Origin of the sequence: Dyadobacter beijingensis DSM 21582 (assembly GCF_000382205.1) — a bacterium.
Taxonomy (GTDB): domain Bacteria; phylum Bacteroidota; class Bacteroidia; order Cytophagales; family Spirosomataceae; genus Dyadobacter; species Dyadobacter beijingensis.
In genome coordinates this window covers 1,395,280-1,415,871 of sequence record NZ_KB907786.1, presented here as the reverse complement: position 1 = coordinate 1,415,871, position 20,592 = coordinate 1,395,280, and the positions used below count along the sequence as shown (strand labels likewise).

The window sequence follows — 20,592 nt, the reverse complement described above, 5'->3', positions numbered from 1 at the left end:
TTATGGATGATTGATTTTAAATACTACTTCACTTGTTCCGCTTGCAGCAAAAACACCTCCGAGCGGTAATCGCCTGTTTTATTGAGCATTAGCTTACCCCTGATCTTTACCGGCTTGTCGGAATAGCCGATTTCCTTTATCATTTTCACCTCCACCATCGACGGAATGTCCCCCTGCCCGCAATAGGGGCATTGGTCCATCGGCACCACGGCGAGCATAAACTCCTTGTGGTTCAGGTCGGCATTGATCGGGATTATGTAGCCGGGCAGCTCGACGGTCTTGTTCTGCATGGCTTCCAGCGGTGCCGGAAATGCAGGGACCATCTTAAACGCGGCGTTTTTTTGATAGGTACGTTGACCGATGAGCTTCCAGGTGCTGTTCATCAGCGGGATATGCGCCGGCGGCTGGGCCAAACCGGCGTATCCCGACAGCAAGAAAATCAACAACAGCCATTTTTTGATACAATTCATTTTAAATTTTCGACATGGTTTGAGAAATGTCCGTCCGGTAGGCCTGTACGGCCGGTAAAATCGCGGCTGCCAGCCCAATGCCCATCCCAGCCACGAGCAGCCAGCTTTCCTGCGGCAAAAACACGAGGCCGTCCAGCCGTGCCTGCGGTGAGCCCTGCCAGTAACCGATCCCATGAATGGCCGCGTGCCCGAGCAATATGCCCGCCAGCGAGCCTGTGGTGGTCAGCAGCATGCCTTCCACAATGATCATGCCCCATATCGCCCTCCGCGACGCGCCCATGACGCGCATCACCGCGAGGTCGTACACCCGCTCGCGCAGGGAGTTGTAGAGGCTCACGAATACGCTTACCCCGGCCAGCAGCATCAATGCAATGGCCAGCCACCGCACCGTGTCCACACCCACGCCAATCAATGCGAACAACCGCGCGCTTTCCTTGGCCGGCGATGCCGCCTGCATGCCCGTCGACCGGTTGACCATCGCCGGCAAAGCCACCATCGCCAGGCGCGAACGGTACTGCACGAGCATAGCCGTAATTTCCCGGGCTTCCTCCGCCCCGTGCATCTCCCAGATGCTCAGCAGGCTGGTAAGTACCAGGTTATCGGCTACGCTCCCCTTCTTTTTTAAAACACCGCTCACGATGTAGGGATGGTCTTCGTGCACATCCTGCTGCGATGCAAGCCCGTGTGAGCCATACACCCGGTCTCCGGGCTTCAAATGCTGTACCCGCGCCACCTCCGCCCCGATCACGATTTCAAAATCCTCCGACCAGAAGCGCCCCGCGGCCAGTTCGAGGCCGTGCAGGCTCACGTAACCGGTATCGGTCCCCACAATGCGGAAGCCGGCATAATTATCGCCCAATGCAAGCGGTACCGCCTTTTTCACCATCGGGTTCGCCGCCAGCATCCGGGCGTCCTGCTCACTGATGTTGCCGGTTGGAAAATCAATAAAGTAAATGCTGCTGAGTATCAATTGTAACGGGCTTCCCTTCGCTCCCACCACCAGATCCACACCCCTCGCATTGTCGCGCAGGCGGTCGCCTACCTGGCTCACGCCGAGCAGCAGCATTGCCAGCATGCCCGTGCCAAATGCAATGAGTATCAGGTTCAATGCAAGGGACAATGGGTTCGCTCTAAGATTTTTCCAACTGATCTGAAATGCGTTCACGGGAAAGTTCGAATCGGTATTCTTTGAAAAAAGCATCCTTCACCCGGTCGTCGTGGGTGGAAATCACCAGCGTGGAACGCTCCACACCCGCCAGTTCCGACAGCAGCCGCACAACCTGTTCCGCATTGCGATTGTCCAGGCTGCTCGTCGGCTCGTCGGCCAGCAATAATGCCGGCCGGTTAACGAGCGCACGGGCAATCCCGACGCGCTGCGCCTGGCCCTGGCTCAATTCCCCTGGATAACTACGGTATTTATGGCCCATATCCAATGCAGCCAGCAGTTCCCGGATACGCGACGGGTCTTCGGGCATACCCGCGAACGTCTGCGCGAGTTGCAGATTCTCCCCGACCGTCATACTCCTTATCAAATGCGGCTGCTGGAAAATGATGCCGATATTCCGCCCGCGAAAACGGTCGAGCCTGCGGGCCGGAAGCGCGTACAAATCCGTCCCGTTCACCGCGGCACATCCGGCAGAAGGCCGCAGCAACCCGCCCAGCATATGGAGTAAGGTCGTTTTCCCACTCCCCGATTCGCCCAGCAACAGCCATTGCTCGCCTTTCCCGACGGTCCAGTCAGGGAAGTGCAGCGAGGCGCCGTTGGGGAAGGTTTTGGTTAAATGGGTAGTTTGAAGCATCTGGTGGGGTTTGGTCGGGGTGTTGTCAGGGATTGTCTGGTAGGGTCAGGGGGTGTCAGGGATTGTCATTTGTAGTCATTTGTAGTCATTTGTAGTCAGGACTGACCACTCCTAACCACACTATTTCCCCGTCCCCGACGCCTCCCTGACCGTCGGGTATTTGATGCCCAGCTGTTCGAGGTAGGTCGCGTACTTGCCTGGGTCGTAATAGTATTTCTTCATTTCCGGGCGGAATTCGGTCATGATCTTCTCGTTCAGGTGAATCGCCGGCTTGTCGGTAGCGGAAATGAGCGCTTTGTATTTCACGTCTTTGGTTTGGGTATTGTTAAAATAATCCCAGGCGTAGCGCAGCACTTCGGGTTTGACGAACAGGTCCAGCAGCGTCATGGCCTCTACTTTGGCGCCGGCCGTTACGCCCTTGTGGGCGATGGGCGTTGCCATGGCGATGGCGTTGGCCCAATGGTGGCCGGGCAGGCCGGGGATGTTGGCCGGGTAGCGCAACACCACGGTAGGCAGGTTCCACGAAATGTCGGCAATGTCGTCGGAGCCGCCGCCGCCGGTATTGGGCGTGGCCGACGGTTTCGCGAGCTGGCTCAATGTCGTCGCCAGACCATTCGATTCCTGCGGGTTACCTTCCGGGTTCTGAAGTTCTTTCTGAATGGCTTTTGCCAGGGTCTGGTCAGCTTCGGTCCATTTCGGCAGACCTACGGCCTTGATGTTTTCATACATCGTTTCGGCGATAGGCTGGTTGAAATGCCCCGGCCAGGCGCTCCCCAGCACTTCGTAGGTCATTTTCGTTTCGGTCATCTGCGCGGCGCCTTCGGCAATGCGGATACCGTCCTTGAACATCTGGGTAATTTTCGGGTAAGTCCGCTCTCTGAAATAGTACCATACCGACGCTTTCGAAGGCACCACATTCGGCTGGTCGCCGCCGTCCTTGATCACGTAATGCGACCGCTGGGTAGTTTCCATATGTTCGCGATGGAAGTTCCAGCCGATATTCATAAGCTCTACGGCGTCCAATGCACTTTTCCCGCGCCAGGGCGCCGCGCCTGCATGCGAGGCCTGCCCTTCGAAATTGAATTGCACCGATACCATCCCGTTGTTCCCGCCGTCGCCGTAGGATACCGACAGGTTGTTCGCTACGTGGGTAAAAATGCAGGCATCGACATTCTTGAAATAGCCGTCCCGCACATAATAGGCCTTGGTACCGAGCTGCTCCTCGGCCACGCCGGGCCAGAGCATGATGGTGCCGGGGATTTTCTCACGTTCCATGATCTTTTTGAGCGCCAGTACAGCCGTGATATTCAGCGGCTGGCCCGAATTATGCCCTTCGCCGTGGCCCGGGGCACCTTCGATAATCGGATCGTGGTAAGCGACGCCGGGCTTCTGCGACGCCTTTGGAATACAATCAATATCACTGCCGACAGCGATCACCGGCTTGCCCGAGCCCCATTTGGCCGTCCAGGCGGTAGGAATGCCCGCTATGCCCTGCTCGATCGTGAAACCGTTCTTTTTGAGAATATCGGTCAGGTATTTCGAAGTTTCGACTTCCTGGAAACCGAGCTCGCCGAAGCTGAACACCATGTCAACCATTTCCTGCGTGAACTTTTGCCGGCCGTCGATTTCCTTCGCCATCTCGGTTTTCAATGCGTCGATTTTTGCCGGGCTGAGTTTCACTTGTGCCGACAACCCAGTCGGCACAGCCAGCATTGCACCCAGTACGCAAGCTATTCCCCAATGCCGCATCGGCCGCTGCCCGCCATTTGTTTTTAAAAGCATAACCGGAATCGTTTAACTGTGGATCTATTTACCTGTACCTGAATTATTTTCATTTCGAACAGTTGGGTATTTAATACCTAACTGTTCGAGATAGCTGGCATATTTCGCGGGATCGTAGTAATATTTCTTCATCTCCGGCCGGTACTCTTCCATGATCTTTTTGTTGAGGTGAATGGCCGGTTTGTCGGTTTTGGAAATGAGCGCGGTGTATTTGGTATCCTTCGTCTGCACCTCGTTAAAATACTTCCAGGCATTGGTCAGGATTTCTGGTTTGACGAACAGATCGAGCAAGGTCATCGCCTCCGCCTTCGCACCTGCGGTTACGCCTTTATGGGCAATGGGCGTGGCCATGGCGATGGCATTGGCCCAATGATGGCCGGGCAGTCCGGGAATGTTGGCCGGGTAGCCGAGCACGATCGTCGGCAGGTTCCAGGAAATGTCGGCAATATCGTCCGAGCCGCCCCCTCCCGCCGACGCCGTAGCCATCGGTTTGCGCAGCTGGCTGAGCGAAGTGCTCAACCCGTCGTTCGCCCGCTCGCCGCCGAAGCCGGTAGCGGGGCTTTGTACCTCTTTCTGCAATGCACGGGCCAGTTTCTGGTCTTCCTCGCTCCATTGCGGCAAGCCAACGCTTTTGATATTCTCGTACATCGCCTCCGCGATAGGCTGGTTCATGTGCCCCGGCCAGGCGCTGCCCAGCACTTCGTAGGTCATTTTGGTTTCGGTCATTTTCGCTGCCGCTTCGGCAATGCGGATACCGTCCTTGTACATCTGCGTGATCTTCGGATAGCTGCGCTCGCGGAAATAATACCATACCGATGCCTTCGAAGGCACCACATTGGGCTGGTCGCCGCCGTCGGTGATCACGTAATGCGAGCGCTGCGTCGTTTCCATATGTTCCCGGTGGTAATTCCAGCCGATATTCATTAATTCGACGGCATCCAATGCACTCTTCCCGCGCCAGGGCGCACCGCCCGCATGCGAGGCCTGCCCTTCAAAATCGAAACGGACGGAGATCATGCCATTGCCGCCACCATCGCCGTAGGACGTGCCGAGGTTACTGCTCACGTGCGTAAAAATGCAGGCGTCGACGTCTTTGAAATAACCGTCGCGGACGAAATAAGCCTTGGTCGCCAGCTGCTCTTCCGCCACGCCCGGCCACATCATAATGGTACCCGGGATTTTCTCGCGTTCCATGATCTTTTTCAATGCCAGCACGGCCGTCACATTCAGCGGCTGGCCGGAATTATGCCCTTCGCCGTGGCCCGGCGCACCCTCGATAATAGGATCATGGTAGGCGACACCCGGCTTCTGGGACGCTTTGGGAATACAATCGATGTCACTGCCGATGGCGATCACCGGCTTGCCCGAGCCCCATTTGGCCGTCCAGGCGGTAGGTATTCCGGAAATACCCTGCTCGATGGTGAAACCGTTCTTTTTCAGGATGTCGGTCAGGTATCTGGAGGTTTCCACTTCCTGAAAACCCAGTTCGCCGAAGCTGAAAATCATGTCCACCATTTCCTGCGTGAATTTCTTCTGCCCGTCGATGTCTTTCGCCAGTTCCGTTTTCAGCGCGTCGATTTTGGCCGGGGTGAGTTTGGTCTGGGCGGTGGCGAGGCCGGGGAGCAAGGCCAGCGCCGCCAGCCATCTGAATTTATATTTTCTCATGTCTAGATCAGTTTGTTGGTGGACAATTCCGCATTCGGGATCGGGAAAATGTATTCGGGCTGCGTGGGGGCGATGGAGGGGGCTGAAAGGCCGCCGCTGCCTTTGGCGGGGATGGTGAGCATGTTACGCAGCAGATCGTTCGATCGGAGGCCTTCGCCCAGGAGCTCGATGCGGCGTTCGAGCCAGATCGTTTTCACCAATGCATCGGCCGTGGCAATGTCCGCCGCCGGGAATGCGTAGGTCGCGTCGGACCGCAGGCGTACTGCTTTGAGCAGTTCCACCGATTTCGCCAGATCACCGGTCTTGGCCAATGCCTCTGCGTAGTTCAGCAATACTTCCGAATAGCGCAGCAACGGCACGTAATCGATCGTCGGGTTGGTCTGGTTATATTTTTTCAGATAGGTCAATCCGCCTGCTATCCGGGTGAATGCCGTCCTGCGCACGTCGGTAGCGGACCACGATTTTTCCCCCAATATGCCCGTCGGGTTCAGGTTGTATTCCAAATTGAGGTTATACTCGTAAGCGAGTGAATTCTGGCCGCTCACGAGGTTGAGGGCGGTCATCGGCATCGAGAAAATCGATTCCGTAGTCGTATAATCGGTGAAAAACACGGTGGTAATGTTGGCCTGCAACTGGTGCTTCACGCCGGTAGCCGCGCCGAACGGTGCCGCGTCCGAGACGATCTTCTTCGCCTCGGCAACCGTTTTGGCATAATCTCCCATCGTGAGGTACACCCTCGTTTTTAATGCAATGGCCGTGTTTTTATGGGCGCGGGTCGTGGCGAGCAATGCCGTGGAATAGGTTGCAGGCAATCCGGCCTCGGCGTCGTCGAGGTCTTTCAAAATCTGCGCGTACACTTCGGCCACCGTGCTGCGGGCGAGATCGTTGTTGGCCGGCGTGCTCTCACCTTTCAGGCGCAGCGGAATGCCCGGCGAGGCGCCTTTGTCCTTCGCAAAAGGCTGCCCGTAGCGCGTGATCAGCCCGAAATAGCAGAATGCGCGGACAAATTTCGCTTCGGCAATGTACTGCGCGGACGTAGCGGCGTCTACCACGTCCGGGTGCAGCGGCAGGCCGTCGATCAGCAGGTTGGCGGAGTTAATGGCGGTGTAGGACGTTCCCCAGGCCGACGACGCGTCGTTGGAGCCCGACGTAACGGTGTGGCTCCACGCGTCGTAGCCCGTAAATACATTCTGCGTGCGGTTGATAAATTCTTCCCCGCGAATGTCGGCCAGCATAAGATAGCGCCCGCCGTACAGGCTGCCGTTTTTCATGGCGCCGTACAGGCCGTTCACCTGGCCCAGCACCCGCGCCGGGGTGTCGAAAATGTAGGCGTCCTGCAATGCAATGTTCGGAACCGGGTTCAGCAGTTCTTTTTCATCACACGAACTCATCACGCCGGCCATCGGCAATGCGATACAGGCTAGCCTGAAAAAAAACGTATTGACAGGCTTCATAGGAGTGTTTTTGAGGATATTTTTCATGATCAGAAACCGAGGTTTAAACCAAATGTGAATGTGCGGCCTTGCGGAATGGAGTTCTTTTCCACGCCCGGCGTCGTATTGGAATTCCCGTTTACCGAAATCTCGGGATCGGTTCCGGTGTATTTCGTGAGAATAAATGCATTGAAAACCTGTGCGTACAGCCGCACCGAGCTCAGCCCTAGCTTGCTCAGGATCGTCCCCGGCAAGCGGTAACCCAGCGACACCGACTGCAACCGGAGAAAATCACCTTTTTCGGCATTCTCCGAGATCGGCCACGACGAGCCGTTCGAGAGCAAATCGCCATAGACGACCCGCGGGATGTTAGTCACCTGCCCGGGCGTAGTCCAGCGGTCGAGCACCTCGGTGGTGTTGTTCCAGAAACGCTGGTCGCGCCAGGTGCCTTTGGTACCGTTCATGACGAGGTTGCCGCCCGAATAGGTAAAGTTCACGCCCAGGTCCCATTGGCCGTATTTGACATTATTGATAAAGCCCCCGTAATACGTCGGCAGCGCATTGCCGAGCAGGTAGTAGTCGTCCACCGCGATGGCAGGTGCGGGGGAGCCGTCCAGGTACGTCCAGCGGCTGCCTCCCGCAGGTACCACGTGGCTGTATTGCACACGTTCGCCCGCCTTGTTGATGAAGACGCGTTGACCATTTTCGGGATTCACGCCATCCGTTTTCGCCCCGTACAAGCTCCCTACCGAATAGCCAACGCGGGTAATGTTGGTCGCCTCCGCCGCCGTGGACGTGGTACCCACCAGCTCGGTACCCTGGCCGTACAGCTCGGTGACCTTGTTTTTATTATGCGTAAAATTCAGGCTGGTGGTCCAGCTCAGTTTGCCTTTGCGGATAATATTCGCATTCACGCCGAGCTCGATTCCGTGGTTGTACATCGCGCCGATGTTCATGAAGATCGCGTCGCCGGGAATACCTTTCGAAGGCGATTGCGGCACGTTCAGGATCAGGCCGTTCACGCTGTTGGCGTAGTAGGTGGCTTCGAGGGTGAAGCGGTCGTTCAGGAAGCTGATATCCGCACCGACATTGGTCTGGTTACTCGTTTCCCAGCCCAGGTCCGGGTTGCCTCCCTGGCTGAAATTCCACGTAGGCACGGCCGCATACAGGCCCGACTCGTACAATGCGAGCGATCCGTATGCGCTCACGCCCGAGTTGCCCACGCGCCCCCAGCTCGCGCGCAGCTTCACGCTGCTCATGATGTCGGCCAGGGAGGAGTTTTTGTAAAACTCCTCTTCCGAAAGGCTCCATCCGGCCGATACCCCGCCGAAATTCCCGTACTTTTTGCCGCTGCCCAATGCAGAGTTACCGTCGCGGCGGTAGTTGAGCGTGAAGAAGTATTTTTTGTCAAAATCATAAGTCAGACGGGAGAATACTGATACCAACGCACTCTCTGTGAGCACGTTCGCGGTAGGCGAAATTTGTCCGTAGCTCCCCTGAAACTCGTCGAAGAAAGGGTCCGAAAGCTGTGTGCGGGTAGCGCCCCAGCTCGATGTATTGAATTTCTGCACATCGTAACCGGCCAGCAACGACACATTGTGCTTCGTGGCGAAGGTTGTCTGGTAATTCAAGGTATTCGTCCAGTTCCAGTTACCGATGAGCCGGCTGCTGTTGGTGGCGCTGCCGTTGGACGAGTTGCCGGGGCCGTGCACGGGGCTGTTGAAGCTCACGTTTTCCACTTTCAGGCGGTCCATCGCATAGCTCATTTTATATTGCAAACCTTTGAAAATCTTCACAGTAGTACCAAAATTGGCAATAATGCGGTCGTTTTCGGAGGTGTATTTGTTCAAATCCAGCATCGGCACGGGGTTGTAAAAGTTGCTCGCCACTTTGTTGTTGCCCATGCCCAATGTATTCGAAGCACTCACATTGTAGGAGCCGTCGGGGTTCACCGCGTACACGTTCGGGGCCGAAAGCCACGCCAGCCGCGCCGACCCCACCAAACCGAACGCATTGCCGCTGAGCGAGCCGGTATTAGGGGAAGCGTTCAGGCTGGTGTTGTAATTGATATTCCCGGAAAACGACAGCCACGAATTGAGCTTGTGATCGACATTGAAACGGGCTGCCTTCCGGGTAAACTGGTTGGTTTTGAGAATACCTTTCTGGTTGCTGTAATTAGTAGAAAAATAGTACTTCGTCGATTCCGAGCCACCGGACACGCTGATGCTGTGGTTTTGCGAAACGCCGGTCTGGTACACCTTATCATACCAGTTGGTGTTCACGATCGAGCCGTCTTCCTGCACGATCGGAAAAAACAGCGCGGAAGCCACCGCATCGTTATTGGCGTTGCCGCCGAGGATTTTGGCATTCAGCACGGCTTCGTTTTTAATGTCCATAAACTGTTGCGCATCAAGCATGGTCGGCAGGCGGGTCGCTTTGGTCATACCCGTCCAGCCTTCGTAGGTCACTTTCGCCTTACCGGTTTTACCGCTTTTGGTCGTGATCAGGAGCACGCCGGCTGCCGCGCGCGAGCCGTAAATGGAGGTCGAAGCGGCATCTTTCAGCACGTCGATGGATTCGATATCGGCCGGGTTAATGTCGCCCAGCGGGTTGTTGGCTACGGTCGAGTTGGCCGATACATCGCCTGTATTAATCGGTATCCCGTCCACGACAATCAATGGAAACGAGCTCAGGGAGATGGAGTTGATACCGCGGATACGGATCACGGGCGGGTTGTTGAGCACGCCGTTCGGCTGGCCGATGCTCACGCCGGTAGCACGGCCGGCCAGGCCCTGGTCGAAGCTCTGCACAGGCATATCCTTCAATTTATCCCCGGAAACCCGCGCCGCGGAGCCTGTAAACTCTTCTTTTGACTGCGTACCATAACCTACCACCATGAGCTCGCTCAGCTGCCTGGTACTGCTCGCGAGCTTGATGTTGATCGCTGACTGGCTCCCCACGGGTACCTCCTGCGCCACGTAACCCACGTACGAGAACACAAGCACCGGCGCGCCGGAGTCGGACACCTTGATGATGTATTTGCCATTCATATCGGTAATGGTACCGGTGGAAGTTCCTTTCACGAGCACCGCCACGCCTGGTAAGGCATCGCCATTCTCGTTATCGGTTACCACGCCGGCGATCTCCCGGTCAGCCGGGCGTACGAGCGACGCAAGCAATATCTCAGTTTTTTGCAGTTGGCCCGTCGTTTTGGCCTCCTTTTCGATGATCACGACGGTCCCCTTCTGCTCGCGGTAATCGAGGCGGGTGGGGCTGAGCAATTCTTCAAGCACCTCGTCCACCGGTTTGCGGTTGACGGCGATGTTGACGCGGTAAGGCGCCACGAGTTCCTCATTGTAAACAAACTTGAAGCCGGTCTTTTTCTTGATCAGGTTGAAGGCTTCTTTCAGGCTTCTGTCCCGCAGCGTGAGGTCGATCGTCACCTCCTGAAGACTCTGTTTGGTATCGATGCCCGCGTGCGCGGCCGTCGCGGTGACGAAAAGCAGGAAAAACGCGGCCCTGCATGTCCATTTGTATATGGACAGTAAACTTCTGGTACAATTTTTCATACCTTTGAATGAGTTGGGGTTAATCGTGAAACATGGATTCCAGCTTCCGGATAGCAAGATCAGTCAGTGATTGGCGTTACGTTCTGATTTTAACTATCACATGGTCCGGCAGGCTTCGGTTTGCCGGATTTCTTTGTTCTGAGGGCAGTAGTGGCTACATAGGCTCCGGGGTCAAATGGTTTTTCTTCTTTTGCTAAGCGTTATCTGATGGTCTTGCATGCGGTATTCCAGGTTGTTGGCAAGCGATAGCAGGTCGAGTATGCGCGGGAGGGAGTCGGTGGAGGCAAATTCGGCAGACATATGGTATTCCCGTATCGATTCCTCTGCCAGGATCTTTACATCGAATTTGTTTTCCAGAATGGCGATCACATTGCCGAACCGCTCGTTATCGAACAGCAGCTTGCCTTCCTTCCAGGCTACGGCATTGGCACTGTTCACGGTCACTTTCTTAATCTCCCGCGTATCGATGTCGTAATACACCTGCTCGTTCGGGAGCAATATCTTTTTATCGGGTTCCGCGGCACCTCCGGCTTTCTGCACTTCCACCTTACCACGCGTAACGGTAACCCATATACTTTTTAAAAAATGGTACGACCGGATATTGAATGCGGTACCCAAAACGCGGGTCGTGGTTCCTGATGCCTCGACGTAAAACGGCTTTGTCTTGTCGTGCATAATGTCGAAATAAGCCTCGCCATCGAGCAGTACCACCTTCCGGCGGTGGTCCTCGAAATGCCGGGGATATTCCATCCTGCTCGATTCGTTCAGCCACACCAGCGAGCCGTCCGGCAACTTTATTTCCTTTTTCTCGCCCTTCCCGGTGACTACCAAAACCTTGTTTCCAAGCAACTGAAAGGGATTATATTTCCAAATACCTAATGCGATCGAGAGCACGAGCAGCACCGATGCCGCCACGCGGAATGTTTTTGAAACCGTGGACCATGGATGTAGGTGCAGCGGTTTTACCCGCTCCGCTCCTGCCCCGCTTTCCTTGTCGAGCTGTCCCGCCAGCGCGTCGTCCAGTTTACCTTCTGCCATCAGGCGAAAAAAAACATCGAGCTCTTCCCTGCTCAGCGCATTGGCAACGTAACGTTTGACGAGTTCTTCCAGGAATCTCTTGTCGTCCATTTTTCCGGCTATTTATGATGAAGACGTCCGAAGTGGTTTTTAGGGTACCCCGGGGGAAAAGTTTTTTCAAAAATATTTCAACAAACAGATTACCAGCGAATTGAACGACAATCCAAGGCTCTTGTGGGCGGAATATTTAATGAATTTGACAGCTTTCACCATATGCTTTTTGATGGCGTTGCGCGAGATGCCGAGCACTTCGGCGGCTTCGTCGTAGGAATGCTCCATTTCGCGGCAGAGGCGGAAAACCTCCTGGTCGCGGGGGGAAAGCTGGTGCAGGATTTTTTGCAGATAATGCTGGTACTCTTCGTTTTGAAGCGCCTCCTCCACGTGGGTAGCGTGTGCGAGCGATGCGCGGATGATCTCCTCGCGGGCCGTCCGTTCGATAGCGGCGTGGCGCAGGAAATCGAGCACACGGTTTTTGGACACCGTGTACAGGTAAGCCCGGAACGATTGCAGGTTGGGCAGCGTCTCCCGTTTTTCCCATACTTTCAGGAAAATCTCCTGACACAAGTCTTCGGTATGCTCCGTGGATTTGACGAATTTGAAAATATACCGGCTGATTTCACCGTGGTAATGACGGTATACCTCATTGAAAGCCTCACTGTTTCCCAAAGCCAGGTCTTTCAGCAGAACAGTTTCGTCGAGCACGTCCATCGTTGCGGTTGTCTTTTATACCACCAAATATCGTTTCCCTAATTTAGGTACATAATCACTAAAATTTCAAGGTTTTAAAATTTGATAGTGCATTAATTTCGCTATTTCGGAAAATAGATTAGTATAATTATGAATTTTATAAAATAGTTGAAATAATATTCGCAACAACGTCTACTCATAAAAAACAGAGGCTGCCCAAAGACAAGGGGCGCGGCCATTACCTGACCGCGCCCCACTTGCAAAATGTACACCTCCGCACTAATCCTTTTTCCGCAAATACACGTTATTGCTGATCGATTCGAGCTTCACGTCCGGGCCGCCGCCGTTGAATTTGCCTTCGAGCAGGTACCCCACGATCGGGTTTTTCTCTTTTTTGTTGCCGAAATCGATGTCGAGATCCGAATACACCTCGCCGGTGATGGTTTTCACAGCCACATTCGCGCCTTTGGATTTCGGCCACGTCATGTCCACATACCCGCTGATGGTTTTCGCGGCCACGTCGGCCGTAGCGCCCTGGATGTCGATGTTGCCGTTGATCGTTTCGAGTTTCAGCTTCGCATTGCGGGGGAGCGTCACCTGGTAATTGATCTCGCTGCACACATAATAGCGGTTCTTGCCGTCGTCGCTGCTCCATGTGCTTTTCTGCCCCGGGCAGTCTTCGCCTTTTCCTTCTTTCAGTTTTTCCTTGTCAAAATCGGTTTTCAGGATGATTTCATCGGCGGTGGTGCTGGTCGTGACGATAAACCCGTCATTCAGCTTGTTCTGATTGATTTTCACCGACATATGCACCGATACTTCGGCCTTGTCCCAGTACCGCACCTGGATGCTGTCGCCGAAGCGCAGATTGAGGTTCACGGTCTTGCCCGCTTCGTAGGGCAGCTTCTTGTCGATGATTTTCTGGGCAAATGCAGGCGCACAGGCCACGCCCAGCATGGCTATCAAAATGATCTTTTTCATGGTTAACAGATGCAGGTTAGGAAGTTATTTCTGCTTGCGGATGTAAATGTTGCTGCTGATCGTGTTGAGGGTCATCTCCACACCACCGCCGTTGATCGCCCCTTCGACGTTGGCCATACCGCCCACTTTCGACAGGCCGTCCACGCTGTTTTTCTTCCCCAGGTCGAAATCCGTGTACATTTCACCGTTGATGGAACGTAGTTTCAGGTTCGATTTCGCCGTGGCGGGCAGGGTAATGTCGATTTCCCCGCTGATGGACGAAATGGCCGTCGGCTTGCCTTGCGCGAGGCTCGAAAAGCTAGCCGTCACTTCGCCGCTGGTCGTATTGGCTACCACGGGGCCCGTAATGTTGTTCAGGACAATGTTGGAATTATTGGTTTTGATTTCCAGGTCACCGTCCATATTCGACACCGTCAGCCCCGAGCCGCCCTGCCAATTGGTCTCCACGAATTTCACCGACACCTGCCGCGGCATTTTAATCGTGTATTTGATGGATTTCCGGGTCGCTTTCTCAATTTTCAGTCCCGACGCTTCCGGCGTGACAGACAGCCCGATACCCGAATTGTCGACGGCCGAATAATACAACGGTTTCAGCCCCTTGGCCCGGTCCGGAGGCGCCTCGAAGCCCGACGATGCCTGGATAATGACCTCATCGCCATTATAACCTTCGATCTTGACCGAGCTTGCCGAGAGTTCGAGGACGACTTTTTTGTCTTTCGAATTGGCCAGTTTGGTTTTGTACTCCGGGGTTTGCGCACACGCGATGCTCAGGCTCCACAAGAAGCCCGCACTGATTAACAGTACCTTTTTCATGGTTTTTGATATAAAAATTAAAAAAATCCTATCCAACGTCCAGGGGTTAAAATCCCTGGCAATAATATTTTCACCCTTCCAGGATTAGGGACTAAAATTCCCGGCAAAGCAAGGATCAGCGGCCCGGATCATTTTCTATCCAGGAATTTCAATCCCTGTAAAATCCCGGTCGGATGGGACTTTGTCAGACGTCCGCGTTGAGCCTGTTGGCGCCCTCGGTCGCTTTGAGCCGCACGACGTCCAGTACCTCCTGGTTACGGGCAAGCTGCTCGAATTGCTCCACGGCGCGTTTTTCCCTGATCGCCACGAGCGATTCGATGAGCGAAATCTGGATGTTCGGATCGGTCTGGATCGCCAGCGACTGGATCAGTGCTTCCTTCACCTCCGTTTCACCGGCGAAATGGGTCAATGCCTGGCAGGCTGCCAGCCGCACATTCACATTCGGATCAAAGTTCAGCGTGTTGATGAGCAGCTGGGTAATGTCTCGGTCGGCTTCGGAAATGTCGTAGCTCTGGTTCACGGCGTGAATACGTTCGCTGGCCGAAGTACTGTTCATCTGTTCGAATGCGAGCACCTTCTTCATTTCCGTCACTTCCGCATTTTCCTTTCCGCTCAATGCCATCAACCCCTCGCTTCCCTCCTGTTTCGACTGGAACATCCACCCTGCCCCGAAACCGACGACCAGTAATGTAAGCCCTGCGGCAATGCGGATCAGCCAGCCGCCGAACTGCTGTACGGGCCCTTTTTTAGGCGGATCGAGCATGAGTGCCAGTTCGTGGTTGAATGTCAGTGAAGGCTGCTCTTTCCGTGCATTCGCGAAATAGCCGAACTGCGCCGCGTGGCTTTGCAAATGCGCAGGCACATCGCCGTTTTGAAAAAACTGCTTCAATGTGCGCTCCTCTTCCAGCGACGTGTCGCCGTCGTAATATTTTTCCAGTAGTTTCTTAATATCCAGTGCCATAATTTTCTGCTTTTAAATAATTCTCGCGCAGCTTCTGCCTCGCCCGCGAGAGGATCGTCCGGATGTTTGTATTGCTCAGGCCGGTTACCTCCTCGATTTCTTCCAAAGTATATTCCTCCACATCCCGCAGGTGCAGCACCAGCCGCTGCTGCTCGGGGAGCTCGCTGATGAGCCGGTGCATGAGCCCTGCGCTATCGTTGTTCTCGGCCTGCCGGTAAGGCGACGCATCCGCCGCCTGCATTGCTACCATGTCCGCATCGCGGGTTGTTTTCTGTTTGTCATGAGATTTCAGCCGGTCGAGGCAAAGGTTCTTCGTCATCTGTACCGCCAGCGCCTCCACGCTCTGGTAACTTTCCAGCTGCTGCCGGTTGGTCCAAAGCCGCAGGAACACGTCCTGAATGGCATCCTCTGCCTCCTCGCGGTTGCGAAGAAACATCTGCGCCAGTCGGAAGAGGCGTCCCTGAACGGGAAGAATGCGTTGGTTGAAGGCTTGTAAATCCATATTCAATGGCATAGACGATCGCTCCGCGGAAACGTTACAGGATTTACGAAAAAAAAATTATTTCCGAACAACCCTGTCCGGTTTCGGACAGGTGTAACAATCCAAAACCCGCCGTAGCGCGTCTCAGGCGTCATTTTCAAGGTTGGCAAAGTATTTGTTTTGCATAATTACAACTAATAACTTTTCCGGAAATGAAAAGAACTTTTCTAGGGGAATTTGAAGAGATCGTCCTGCTGGTGGTAGCGGGCTGCACCGAAGAAGCCTATGGCGTCACCATCTGGGAGCGTGTGCAGGAACATACGGGCCGCTCCATTTCGCTGAGCGCCGTGCATGCGACCTTGTACAGATTGGAAGAGAAAGGCTTTCTTACCTCCGAAATGGGCGGTGCCACCGCCGAACGCGGCGGGCGCCGCAAACGCTTTTTTACTATTACCAACTACGGCAACCGTGCATTGCAGGAGATCAACGAGATCCGCCAGCAACTCTGGCGGGCTATTCCGGCCGATAAGCTCCAGCCCAAACTCAGCTTTTCTTAAGCCATGGAAAACCGCCCACAACCAAGCCCGCCCCGCTGGATCGACCGCCTGCTGACCGCCATCATCGCGCCGCATTTCCTGGAAGACATTCTGGGCGACCTGCACGAAGTCTATGCCCGGCAAATCAAAAGCGGCCCCGCACGCCAGGCACGCCTGCGCTACCTGCTCGCCGCCGCGCGTTACGTGCGACCCTATTTTATGAAACGAAAACCTGGTTCCTATTCTCCTACCTATATTTTCAGTCCTGCCATGATCAAGAATTACCTCAAAATCTCGCTGCGGACGCTGGCCAAGCAAAAGGCTTACAGCTTTATCAACATTACCGGACTGGCCCTGGGAATGGCCGTGGCGATGCTCATCGGCCTCTGGATTTACGACGAGCTGTCGTTCGACCGGAGTTTTCAGAATTTCAACCGCATTGCCCAGGTGTGGCAGCACCAGACGTTCAACGGGCAAGTGGGCACACAAACCTCGCTGCCGTTCCCGATCGGCGACGAGATCCGGCGGAACTATGGCGCGGATTTCAAACACGTGGTCATGGCGTCGTGGAACAACAAGCATATCCTGGCGGCAGGCGATAAGAAATTCAACAAAGCCGGGTCATTCTTCGAGCCGGACGCGCCCGATATGCTGAGCCTGCGTATGATCAGCGGCACGCGTGCAGGGTTGAAAGATCCCTATTCCATATTGCTCTCCGAGTCGCTGGCGAAGGCCTATTTCGGGGATGCCGATGCATTGGACAGGACCATCAAAGTTGATAACAAGCTGAACGTGAAGGTGACGGGTGTCTACGAAGACCTGCCGCACAACACCTCCTTCCGCGATGTGTCTTTCATGCTGCCCTGGCAGCTGATGGTGATCGCCAACCCGTGGCTCAAAACGATGGACGATCCGTGGCGGCCCAACGCTTACATGACCTACGTGCAGCTCATCGACCATGCGGACATCGACCAGGCGACGGCGCGTATCAAAGACATCAAAAAGCGTAATATCAATAAGGAGCAGCTTAAATATAAACCCGACGTGTTCCTGAACCCCATGCGCGACTGGTACCTCCACTCCGAATTCAAGGAAGGGCACCGCGTGGGCGGCCGCATTGAATTCGTCTGGCTTTTCGGCACGATCGGCCTGTTCGTGTTGCTGCTGGCCTGCATTAATTTCATGAACCTCAGCACGGCACGTTCGGAAAAACGGGCGAAAGAGGTGGGTATCCGCAAGGCCGTCGGATCGGTACGCAACCAATTGATCACCCAGTTTTTCACCGAATCGTTCCTCGTCGTAGGCTTCTCATTTGCCTTATCCATCGCGCTCGTCGTGCTTTTTCTGCCGTTTTTCAATGAAGTAGCCGACAAAAAGATCGCCATGCCCTGGGCCGAGCCGGTATTTTGGCTGGCTGGTATCGGGTTCAGTGCCATCACGGCGATCATTGCCGGCAGCTATCCCGCCCTGTATTTGTCTTCATTCCAACCTGTAAAAGTCCTGAAAGGTACTTTCCGGGCCGGGCGCTTTGCCGCCGTACCGCGAAAGGTGCTGGTTGTGGTGCAATTTGCCGTATCGATCATCCTCATTATCGGGACCGCCGTGGTATTCCGCCAGATCCAGTTTGCCAAAAACCGGCCGGTAGGCTATACCCGCGACGGCCTCATTACCATTTTTACCTCCACCGAAGACATTCACAAGCATTTCGAAGCGGTAAGGCATGACTTGAAAGCCAATGGTGCCATTGCAGAAATGGCCGAATCGGGCAGCCCTACCACGGAAACCTGGTCGTCGACGAGCGGGTTCGAATGGAAGGGCAAAGACCCCGAGCAATCGGTGGATTTCTGGTTCGACGAGGTTTCTTACGAATACGGCAAAACCGTCGGCTGGCAATTTACCCAGGGCCGCGATTTTTCCCGCGAGTTTGCTACGGACTCGGTCGCATTGGTTGTGAATGAAACGGCCGTGAAGTTTATGGGGCTGCAAAATCCCGTGGACGAGCCGATGACGTGGTTCAAAAAGCCTTACAAAATCATTGGCGTGATCAAGGATATCGTCGTCAACTCGCCTTATGCGCCGCACCGGCCGCAATTCTTCTGCCTTTCGGCAGGGCAGGGTAATGTGATCAACATCCGGCTCAATCCTACTTCCGGATCAGCCGCTTCCGTCGCGAAAATCAAGGAAACGTTCGAAAAATACGATCCGGGTTCGCCGTTCGAATACGAGTTTGTAGATGAAAGATATGCTCAAAAGTTCCTGGACGAAGTGCGGATCGGCAAGCTGACCACCTTCTTTTCCGTTCTCGCGATCCTGATCAGCTGCCTCGGCCTATTCGGTGTGGCGTCGTTCATCGCCGAGCAGCGGACGAAGGAAATCGGCGTGCGCAAAGTACTCGGCGCCACGGTATTGAGCGTTTGGGGGCTGCTATCGCGGGATTTTGTACTACTTGTCGGCATCGCATTCCTCATTGCCACGCCCGGCGCCTACTATTTCCTGAACGGCTGGTTGCAGAAGTACGATTACCACACGACCATTTCCTGGTGGATATTCGCATTGACCGGCCTCGGCACGCTGACGATCACCCTGCTGACCGTAAGCTTCCAGGCGATTAAAGCGGCGACGACGAACCCGATCCGCAGCCTGCGCTCAGAGTAGCTCTCAACGCACTGGCTATCACAGCTTCGGCTCGATCCAAAGCGCCGTGAGGCAAAGCATGAGTAATGTAAACCAGACCCAGTCCGGCAGTTTGCGGGTGGCATGCTGCGGCTTCTCGAAGGTTGTATTGAAGGTCGCTTCACCGGCCGTTTGTACGAAATGCTGCATTCCGGCGGCGTGGCGCAATAGCGAATAGTCCTGCACATAGATTTCGGTGTGCAGCGAATCGTGCAACGGTTGCCAGCCGGTCGTGGCCGGCAGAAAAGTTGCATTAGCCGAATGCCCATTCAATGAAGACATTTTTGTGAAAACCGTGTCACTCCCGATGATCAGCCGGCGCGGGATTGCCTGGAAGTTATTCAAATACAATTTCGTGGGAATGCTTTTGAAAGCGGGTGCGTCCGCCGACATAACCGGTCCCTGTGCCGGTCGTGTCCAGGCCATGATTTCATCCCAAACCTTCGCATAGGCCACGCTGTCGCCGGATAACTGCATCGGGAAAGTTTCGTTCAGCAGGCTGACGACCACTTTCCCGGTCGTCTTTTCAGCCGCCACCGGATAATGCGCTGCCTGTGTTTGAAAACTTTGGATTTGAAACCGGAATGGCAGCGCGTTCAATACCGGCGATAATGCGACCGACGCTTCGTTGGACATCCTGACCACCTGAAACCGGGTGCCCAATGCTTCGTTAAGGCCCCGCACCTCGGCCTCGGGATCGGTCATTTGCACAAAAAGCACACTTTTACCATTGCCAATGGCCTTTTTGACCACCGGACCGGACGCATTCGCGGGACTGGTAACGATCAGGTCAGGCTCTTTGGCGCGGTTGATATTCAGGCTGGTTGTGATGTTTTTGGACAATGTAGCGTCATAGCTTACGGAATGGCCGTTTTTCCCGAGCCAGGTAGCCAGGTTACGCGTTTCAAAATCAGGGCTATCGAGTAAAAAACGAATAGTCAGCTTCGCCTCGGGCTGGCTAAAAAACCGGACCGTGTCGATCACCCGGCCATTCAAATGCAAAGTAGTAGTCGTTCTCCCCTCGCTGAATGCCGGGAATGCGAGCCGGAACCGGCTATCCCCCCCGACCAACGCAACGCTGTCAAGCGTGCGGCCGCCGTAACGGATCTGTAAAATTTGCTTTCGCACCGATTGAATAAGTCCCTCCACACGCTGCATTTCGCCTTTTTTCACAATGCCCTTCCACCGCAGGCCAGACAACTCGTCAGGGGCAAAATAGGGTATCCACTTAACTTTCGGCACATTCCGCAGCTGCCGGATCGCGCCTGGCACAGATGCGTCGAATGCCTGCCCCAATATCACCAGTGTATCGGCCTGCGATTCGCGGATTCGGTCCTGCGCAACGATCCGGGCATTCAGCAGACTGTCGCGGAGCCACCCGGTTACCTCGCCGGGCACATTATCGGCCACCAGCAGCCCGACATTTGATTTTGCGGGCGATTTAAAATACGGGCCCAGTACCCACATCGAGACGACAACCCACAACAACACATTCAAAAGCAAACGAATACCGATCCGGCCCGAATGCCGGTGCCGCATGTACAGCCACGCGCATTGCACAGCCAGCAACGCAAGCGCGGCACAGATCAGCAGCAGGTTTACAAGTTCCGTCCAGTTGAAATCGGTATGGATCATTCGGTTTGAATTCATTCAAAAAACTTCCAAATC

Annotated in this window: 16 protein-coding genes; 2 read left to right on the top strand and 14 right to left on the bottom strand. The window is 54.8% G+C overall.

Translation table 11 applies throughout. From position 1 onward, the window contains the following. Positions 1 to 23 precede the first annotated feature (23 nt). The 13 genes from H144_RS0105845 to H144_RS0105780 form a co-directional block, all read right to left on the bottom strand. On the bottom strand, positions 24 to 470 hold the full coding sequence (locus H144_RS0105845; RefSeq protein ID WP_019941112.1) for a hypothetical protein: 447 nt from the start codon (positions 468 to 470) through the stop codon (positions 24 to 26). Position 471: 1 nt separating this feature from the next. Further along, a complete protein-coding gene (locus H144_RS0105840; RefSeq protein WP_211220676.1) occupies positions 472 to 1,578 on the bottom strand; it encodes an ABC transporter permease in 1,107 nt (368 codons plus the stop codon). A 22-nt stretch (positions 1,579 to 1,600) separates the two neighbouring features. Continuing rightward, entirely contained in the window at positions 1,601 to 2,269 is a 669-nt protein-coding gene (locus H144_RS0105835) for an ABC transporter ATP-binding protein (RefSeq protein WP_019941110.1), read from the bottom strand. A 120-nt stretch (positions 2,270 to 2,389) separates the two neighbouring features. Further along, on the bottom strand, positions 2,390 to 3,982 hold the full coding sequence (locus H144_RS0105830) for an amidohydrolase (protein WP_019941109.1): 1,593 nt from the start codon (positions 3,980 to 3,982) through the stop codon (positions 2,390 to 2,392). A 93-nt stretch (positions 3,983 to 4,075) separates the two neighbouring features. Beyond that, entirely contained in the window at positions 4,076 to 5,716 is a 1,641-nt protein-coding gene (locus tag H144_RS0105825) for an amidohydrolase (protein WP_019941108.1), read from the bottom strand. Positions 5,717 to 5,718: 2 nt separating this feature from the next. Then, positions 5,719 to 7,197 carry a RagB/SusD family nutrient uptake outer membrane protein gene (locus tag H144_RS0105820; protein ID WP_019941107.1) on the bottom strand — a complete coding sequence of 493 codons (1,479 nt, stop codon included), beginning with the start codon at positions 7,195 to 7,197 and terminating at the stop codon, positions 5,719 to 5,721. Positions 7,198 to 7,199: 2 nt separating this feature from the next. Beyond that, positions 7,200 to 10,718, bottom strand: coding sequence for a SusC/RagA family TonB-linked outer membrane protein (locus tag H144_RS0105815; protein ID WP_019941106.1), 3,519 nt, complete (start codon positions 10,716 to 10,718; stop codon positions 7,200 to 7,202). Between the two features lie 171 nt (positions 10,719 to 10,889). Next, on the bottom strand, positions 10,890 to 11,846 hold the full coding sequence (locus H144_RS33175; RefSeq protein WP_019941105.1) for a FecR family protein: 957 nt from the start codon (positions 11,844 to 11,846) through the stop codon (positions 10,890 to 10,892). Between the two features lie 66 nt (positions 11,847 to 11,912). Beyond that, positions 11,913 to 12,503: an RNA polymerase sigma factor gene (locus H144_RS0105805; RefSeq protein ID WP_019941104.1), complete on the bottom strand. Its 591-nt coding sequence runs from the start codon at positions 12,501 to 12,503 to the stop codon at positions 11,913 to 11,915. A 258-nt stretch (positions 12,504 to 12,761) separates the two neighbouring features. Beyond that, on the bottom strand, positions 12,762 to 13,460 hold the full coding sequence (locus tag H144_RS0105800; RefSeq protein WP_019941103.1) for a DUF4097 family beta strand repeat-containing protein: 699 nt from the start codon (positions 13,458 to 13,460) through the stop codon (positions 12,762 to 12,764). Positions 13,461 to 13,484: 24 nt separating this feature from the next. Further along, positions 13,485 to 14,273: a DUF4097 family beta strand repeat-containing protein gene (locus tag H144_RS0105795; protein WP_019941102.1), complete on the bottom strand. Its 789-nt coding sequence runs from the start codon at positions 14,271 to 14,273 to the stop codon at positions 13,485 to 13,487. Positions 14,274 to 14,457: 184 nt separating this feature from the next. Further along, the gene (locus H144_RS0105785; RefSeq protein ID WP_019941100.1) at positions 14,458 to 15,234 is read right to left on the bottom strand and encodes a HEAT repeat domain-containing protein; all 777 of its coding nucleotides are present in this window, start codon (positions 15,232 to 15,234) and stop codon (positions 14,458 to 14,460) included. Continuing rightward, positions 15,218 to 15,736: a GFO_1088 family ECF-type sigma factor gene (locus H144_RS0105780; RefSeq protein ID WP_026350446.1), complete on the bottom strand. Its 519-nt coding sequence runs from the start codon at positions 15,734 to 15,736 to the stop codon at positions 15,218 to 15,220. Before H144_RS0105780 ends, H144_RS0105785 begins: the two co-directional genes overlap by 17 nt. A 191-nt stretch (positions 15,737 to 15,927) precedes the next feature. Here H144_RS0105780 and H144_RS0105775 point away from each other — a divergent pair, with 191 nt between their 5' ends. Both H144_RS0105775 and H144_RS0105770 read left to right on the top strand, forming a co-directional pair. Then, complete coding sequence (locus H144_RS0105775) at positions 15,928 to 16,272, top strand: PadR family transcriptional regulator (protein WP_019941098.1); 345 nt, start codon at positions 15,928 to 15,930, stop codon at positions 16,270 to 16,272. Positions 16,273 to 16,275: 3 nt separating this feature from the next. Next, the gene (locus H144_RS0105770; RefSeq protein ID WP_019941097.1) at positions 16,276 to 18,906 is read left to right on the top strand and encodes an ABC transporter permease; all 2,631 of its coding nucleotides are present in this window, start codon (positions 16,276 to 16,278) and stop codon (positions 18,904 to 18,906) included. An 18-nt stretch (positions 18,907 to 18,924) separates the two neighbouring features. On the opposite strand, the gene H144_RS0105765 is transcribed toward H144_RS0105770, so the two are convergent. Continuing rightward, positions 18,925 to 20,559 (bottom strand): hypothetical protein, encoded by a 1,635-nt coding sequence (locus H144_RS0105765; RefSeq protein WP_019941096.1) that lies wholly within the window; start codon positions 20,557 to 20,559, stop codon positions 18,925 to 18,927. Positions 20,560 to 20,592: the final 33 nt, after the last annotated feature.

What these genes read in the sequence shown, in the direction of transcription:
- H144_RS0105835 (WP_019941110.1), bottom strand. Translation starts at nt 2,269, where the DNA reads ATGCTTCAAACTACCCATTTAACCAAAACCTTCCCCAACGGCGCCTCG.
- H144_RS0105785 (WP_019941100.1), bottom strand. Translation starts at nt 15,234, where the DNA reads ATGGCACTGGATATTAAGAAACTACTGGAAAAATATTACGACGGCGAC.
- H144_RS0105770 (WP_019941097.1), top strand. Translation starts at nt 16,276, where the DNA reads ATGGAAAACCGCCCACAACCAAGCCCGCCCCGCTGGATCGACCGCCTG.
- H144_RS0105780 (WP_026350446.1), bottom strand. Translation starts at nt 15,736, where the DNA reads ATGGATTTACAAGCCTTCAACCAACGCATTCTTCCCGTTCAGGGACGC.
- H144_RS0105805 (WP_019941104.1), bottom strand. Translation starts at nt 12,503, where the DNA reads ATGGACGTGCTCGACGAAACTGTTCTGCTGAAAGACCTGGCTTTGGGA.
- H144_RS0105765 (WP_019941096.1), bottom strand. Translation starts at nt 20,559, where the DNA reads ATGATCCATACCGATTTCAACTGGACGGAACTTGTAAACCTGCTGCTG.
- H144_RS0105775 (WP_019941098.1), top strand. Translation starts at nt 15,928, where the DNA reads ATGAAAAGAACTTTTCTAGGGGAATTTGAAGAGATCGTCCTGCTGGTG.
- H144_RS0105845 (WP_019941112.1), bottom strand. Translation starts at nt 470, where the DNA reads ATGAATTGTATCAAAAAATGGCTGTTGTTGATTTTCTTGCTGTCGGGA.
- H144_RS33175 (WP_019941105.1), bottom strand. Translation starts at nt 11,846, where the DNA reads ATGGACGACAAGAGATTCCTGGAAGAACTCGTCAAACGTTACGTTGCC.
- H144_RS0105800 (WP_019941103.1), bottom strand. Translation starts at nt 13,460, where the DNA reads ATGAAAAAGATCATTTTGATAGCCATGCTGGGCGTGGCCTGTGCGCCT.
- H144_RS0105825 (WP_019941108.1), bottom strand. Translation starts at nt 5,716, where the DNA reads ATGAGAAAATATAAATTCAGATGGCTGGCGGCGCTGGCCTTGCTCCCC.
- H144_RS0105820 (WP_019941107.1), bottom strand. Translation starts at nt 7,197, where the DNA reads ATGAAAAATATCCTCAAAAACACTCCTATGAAGCCTGTCAATACGTTT.
- H144_RS0105815 (WP_019941106.1), bottom strand. Translation starts at nt 10,718, where the DNA reads ATGAAAAATTGTACCAGAAGTTTACTGTCCATATACAAATGGACATGC.
- H144_RS0105795 (WP_019941102.1), bottom strand. Translation starts at nt 14,273, where the DNA reads ATGAAAAAGGTACTGTTAATCAGTGCGGGCTTCTTGTGGAGCCTGAGC.
- H144_RS0105830 (WP_019941109.1), bottom strand. Translation starts at nt 3,982, where the DNA reads ATGCTGGCTGTGCCGACTGGGTTGTCGGCACAAGTGAAACTCAGCCCG.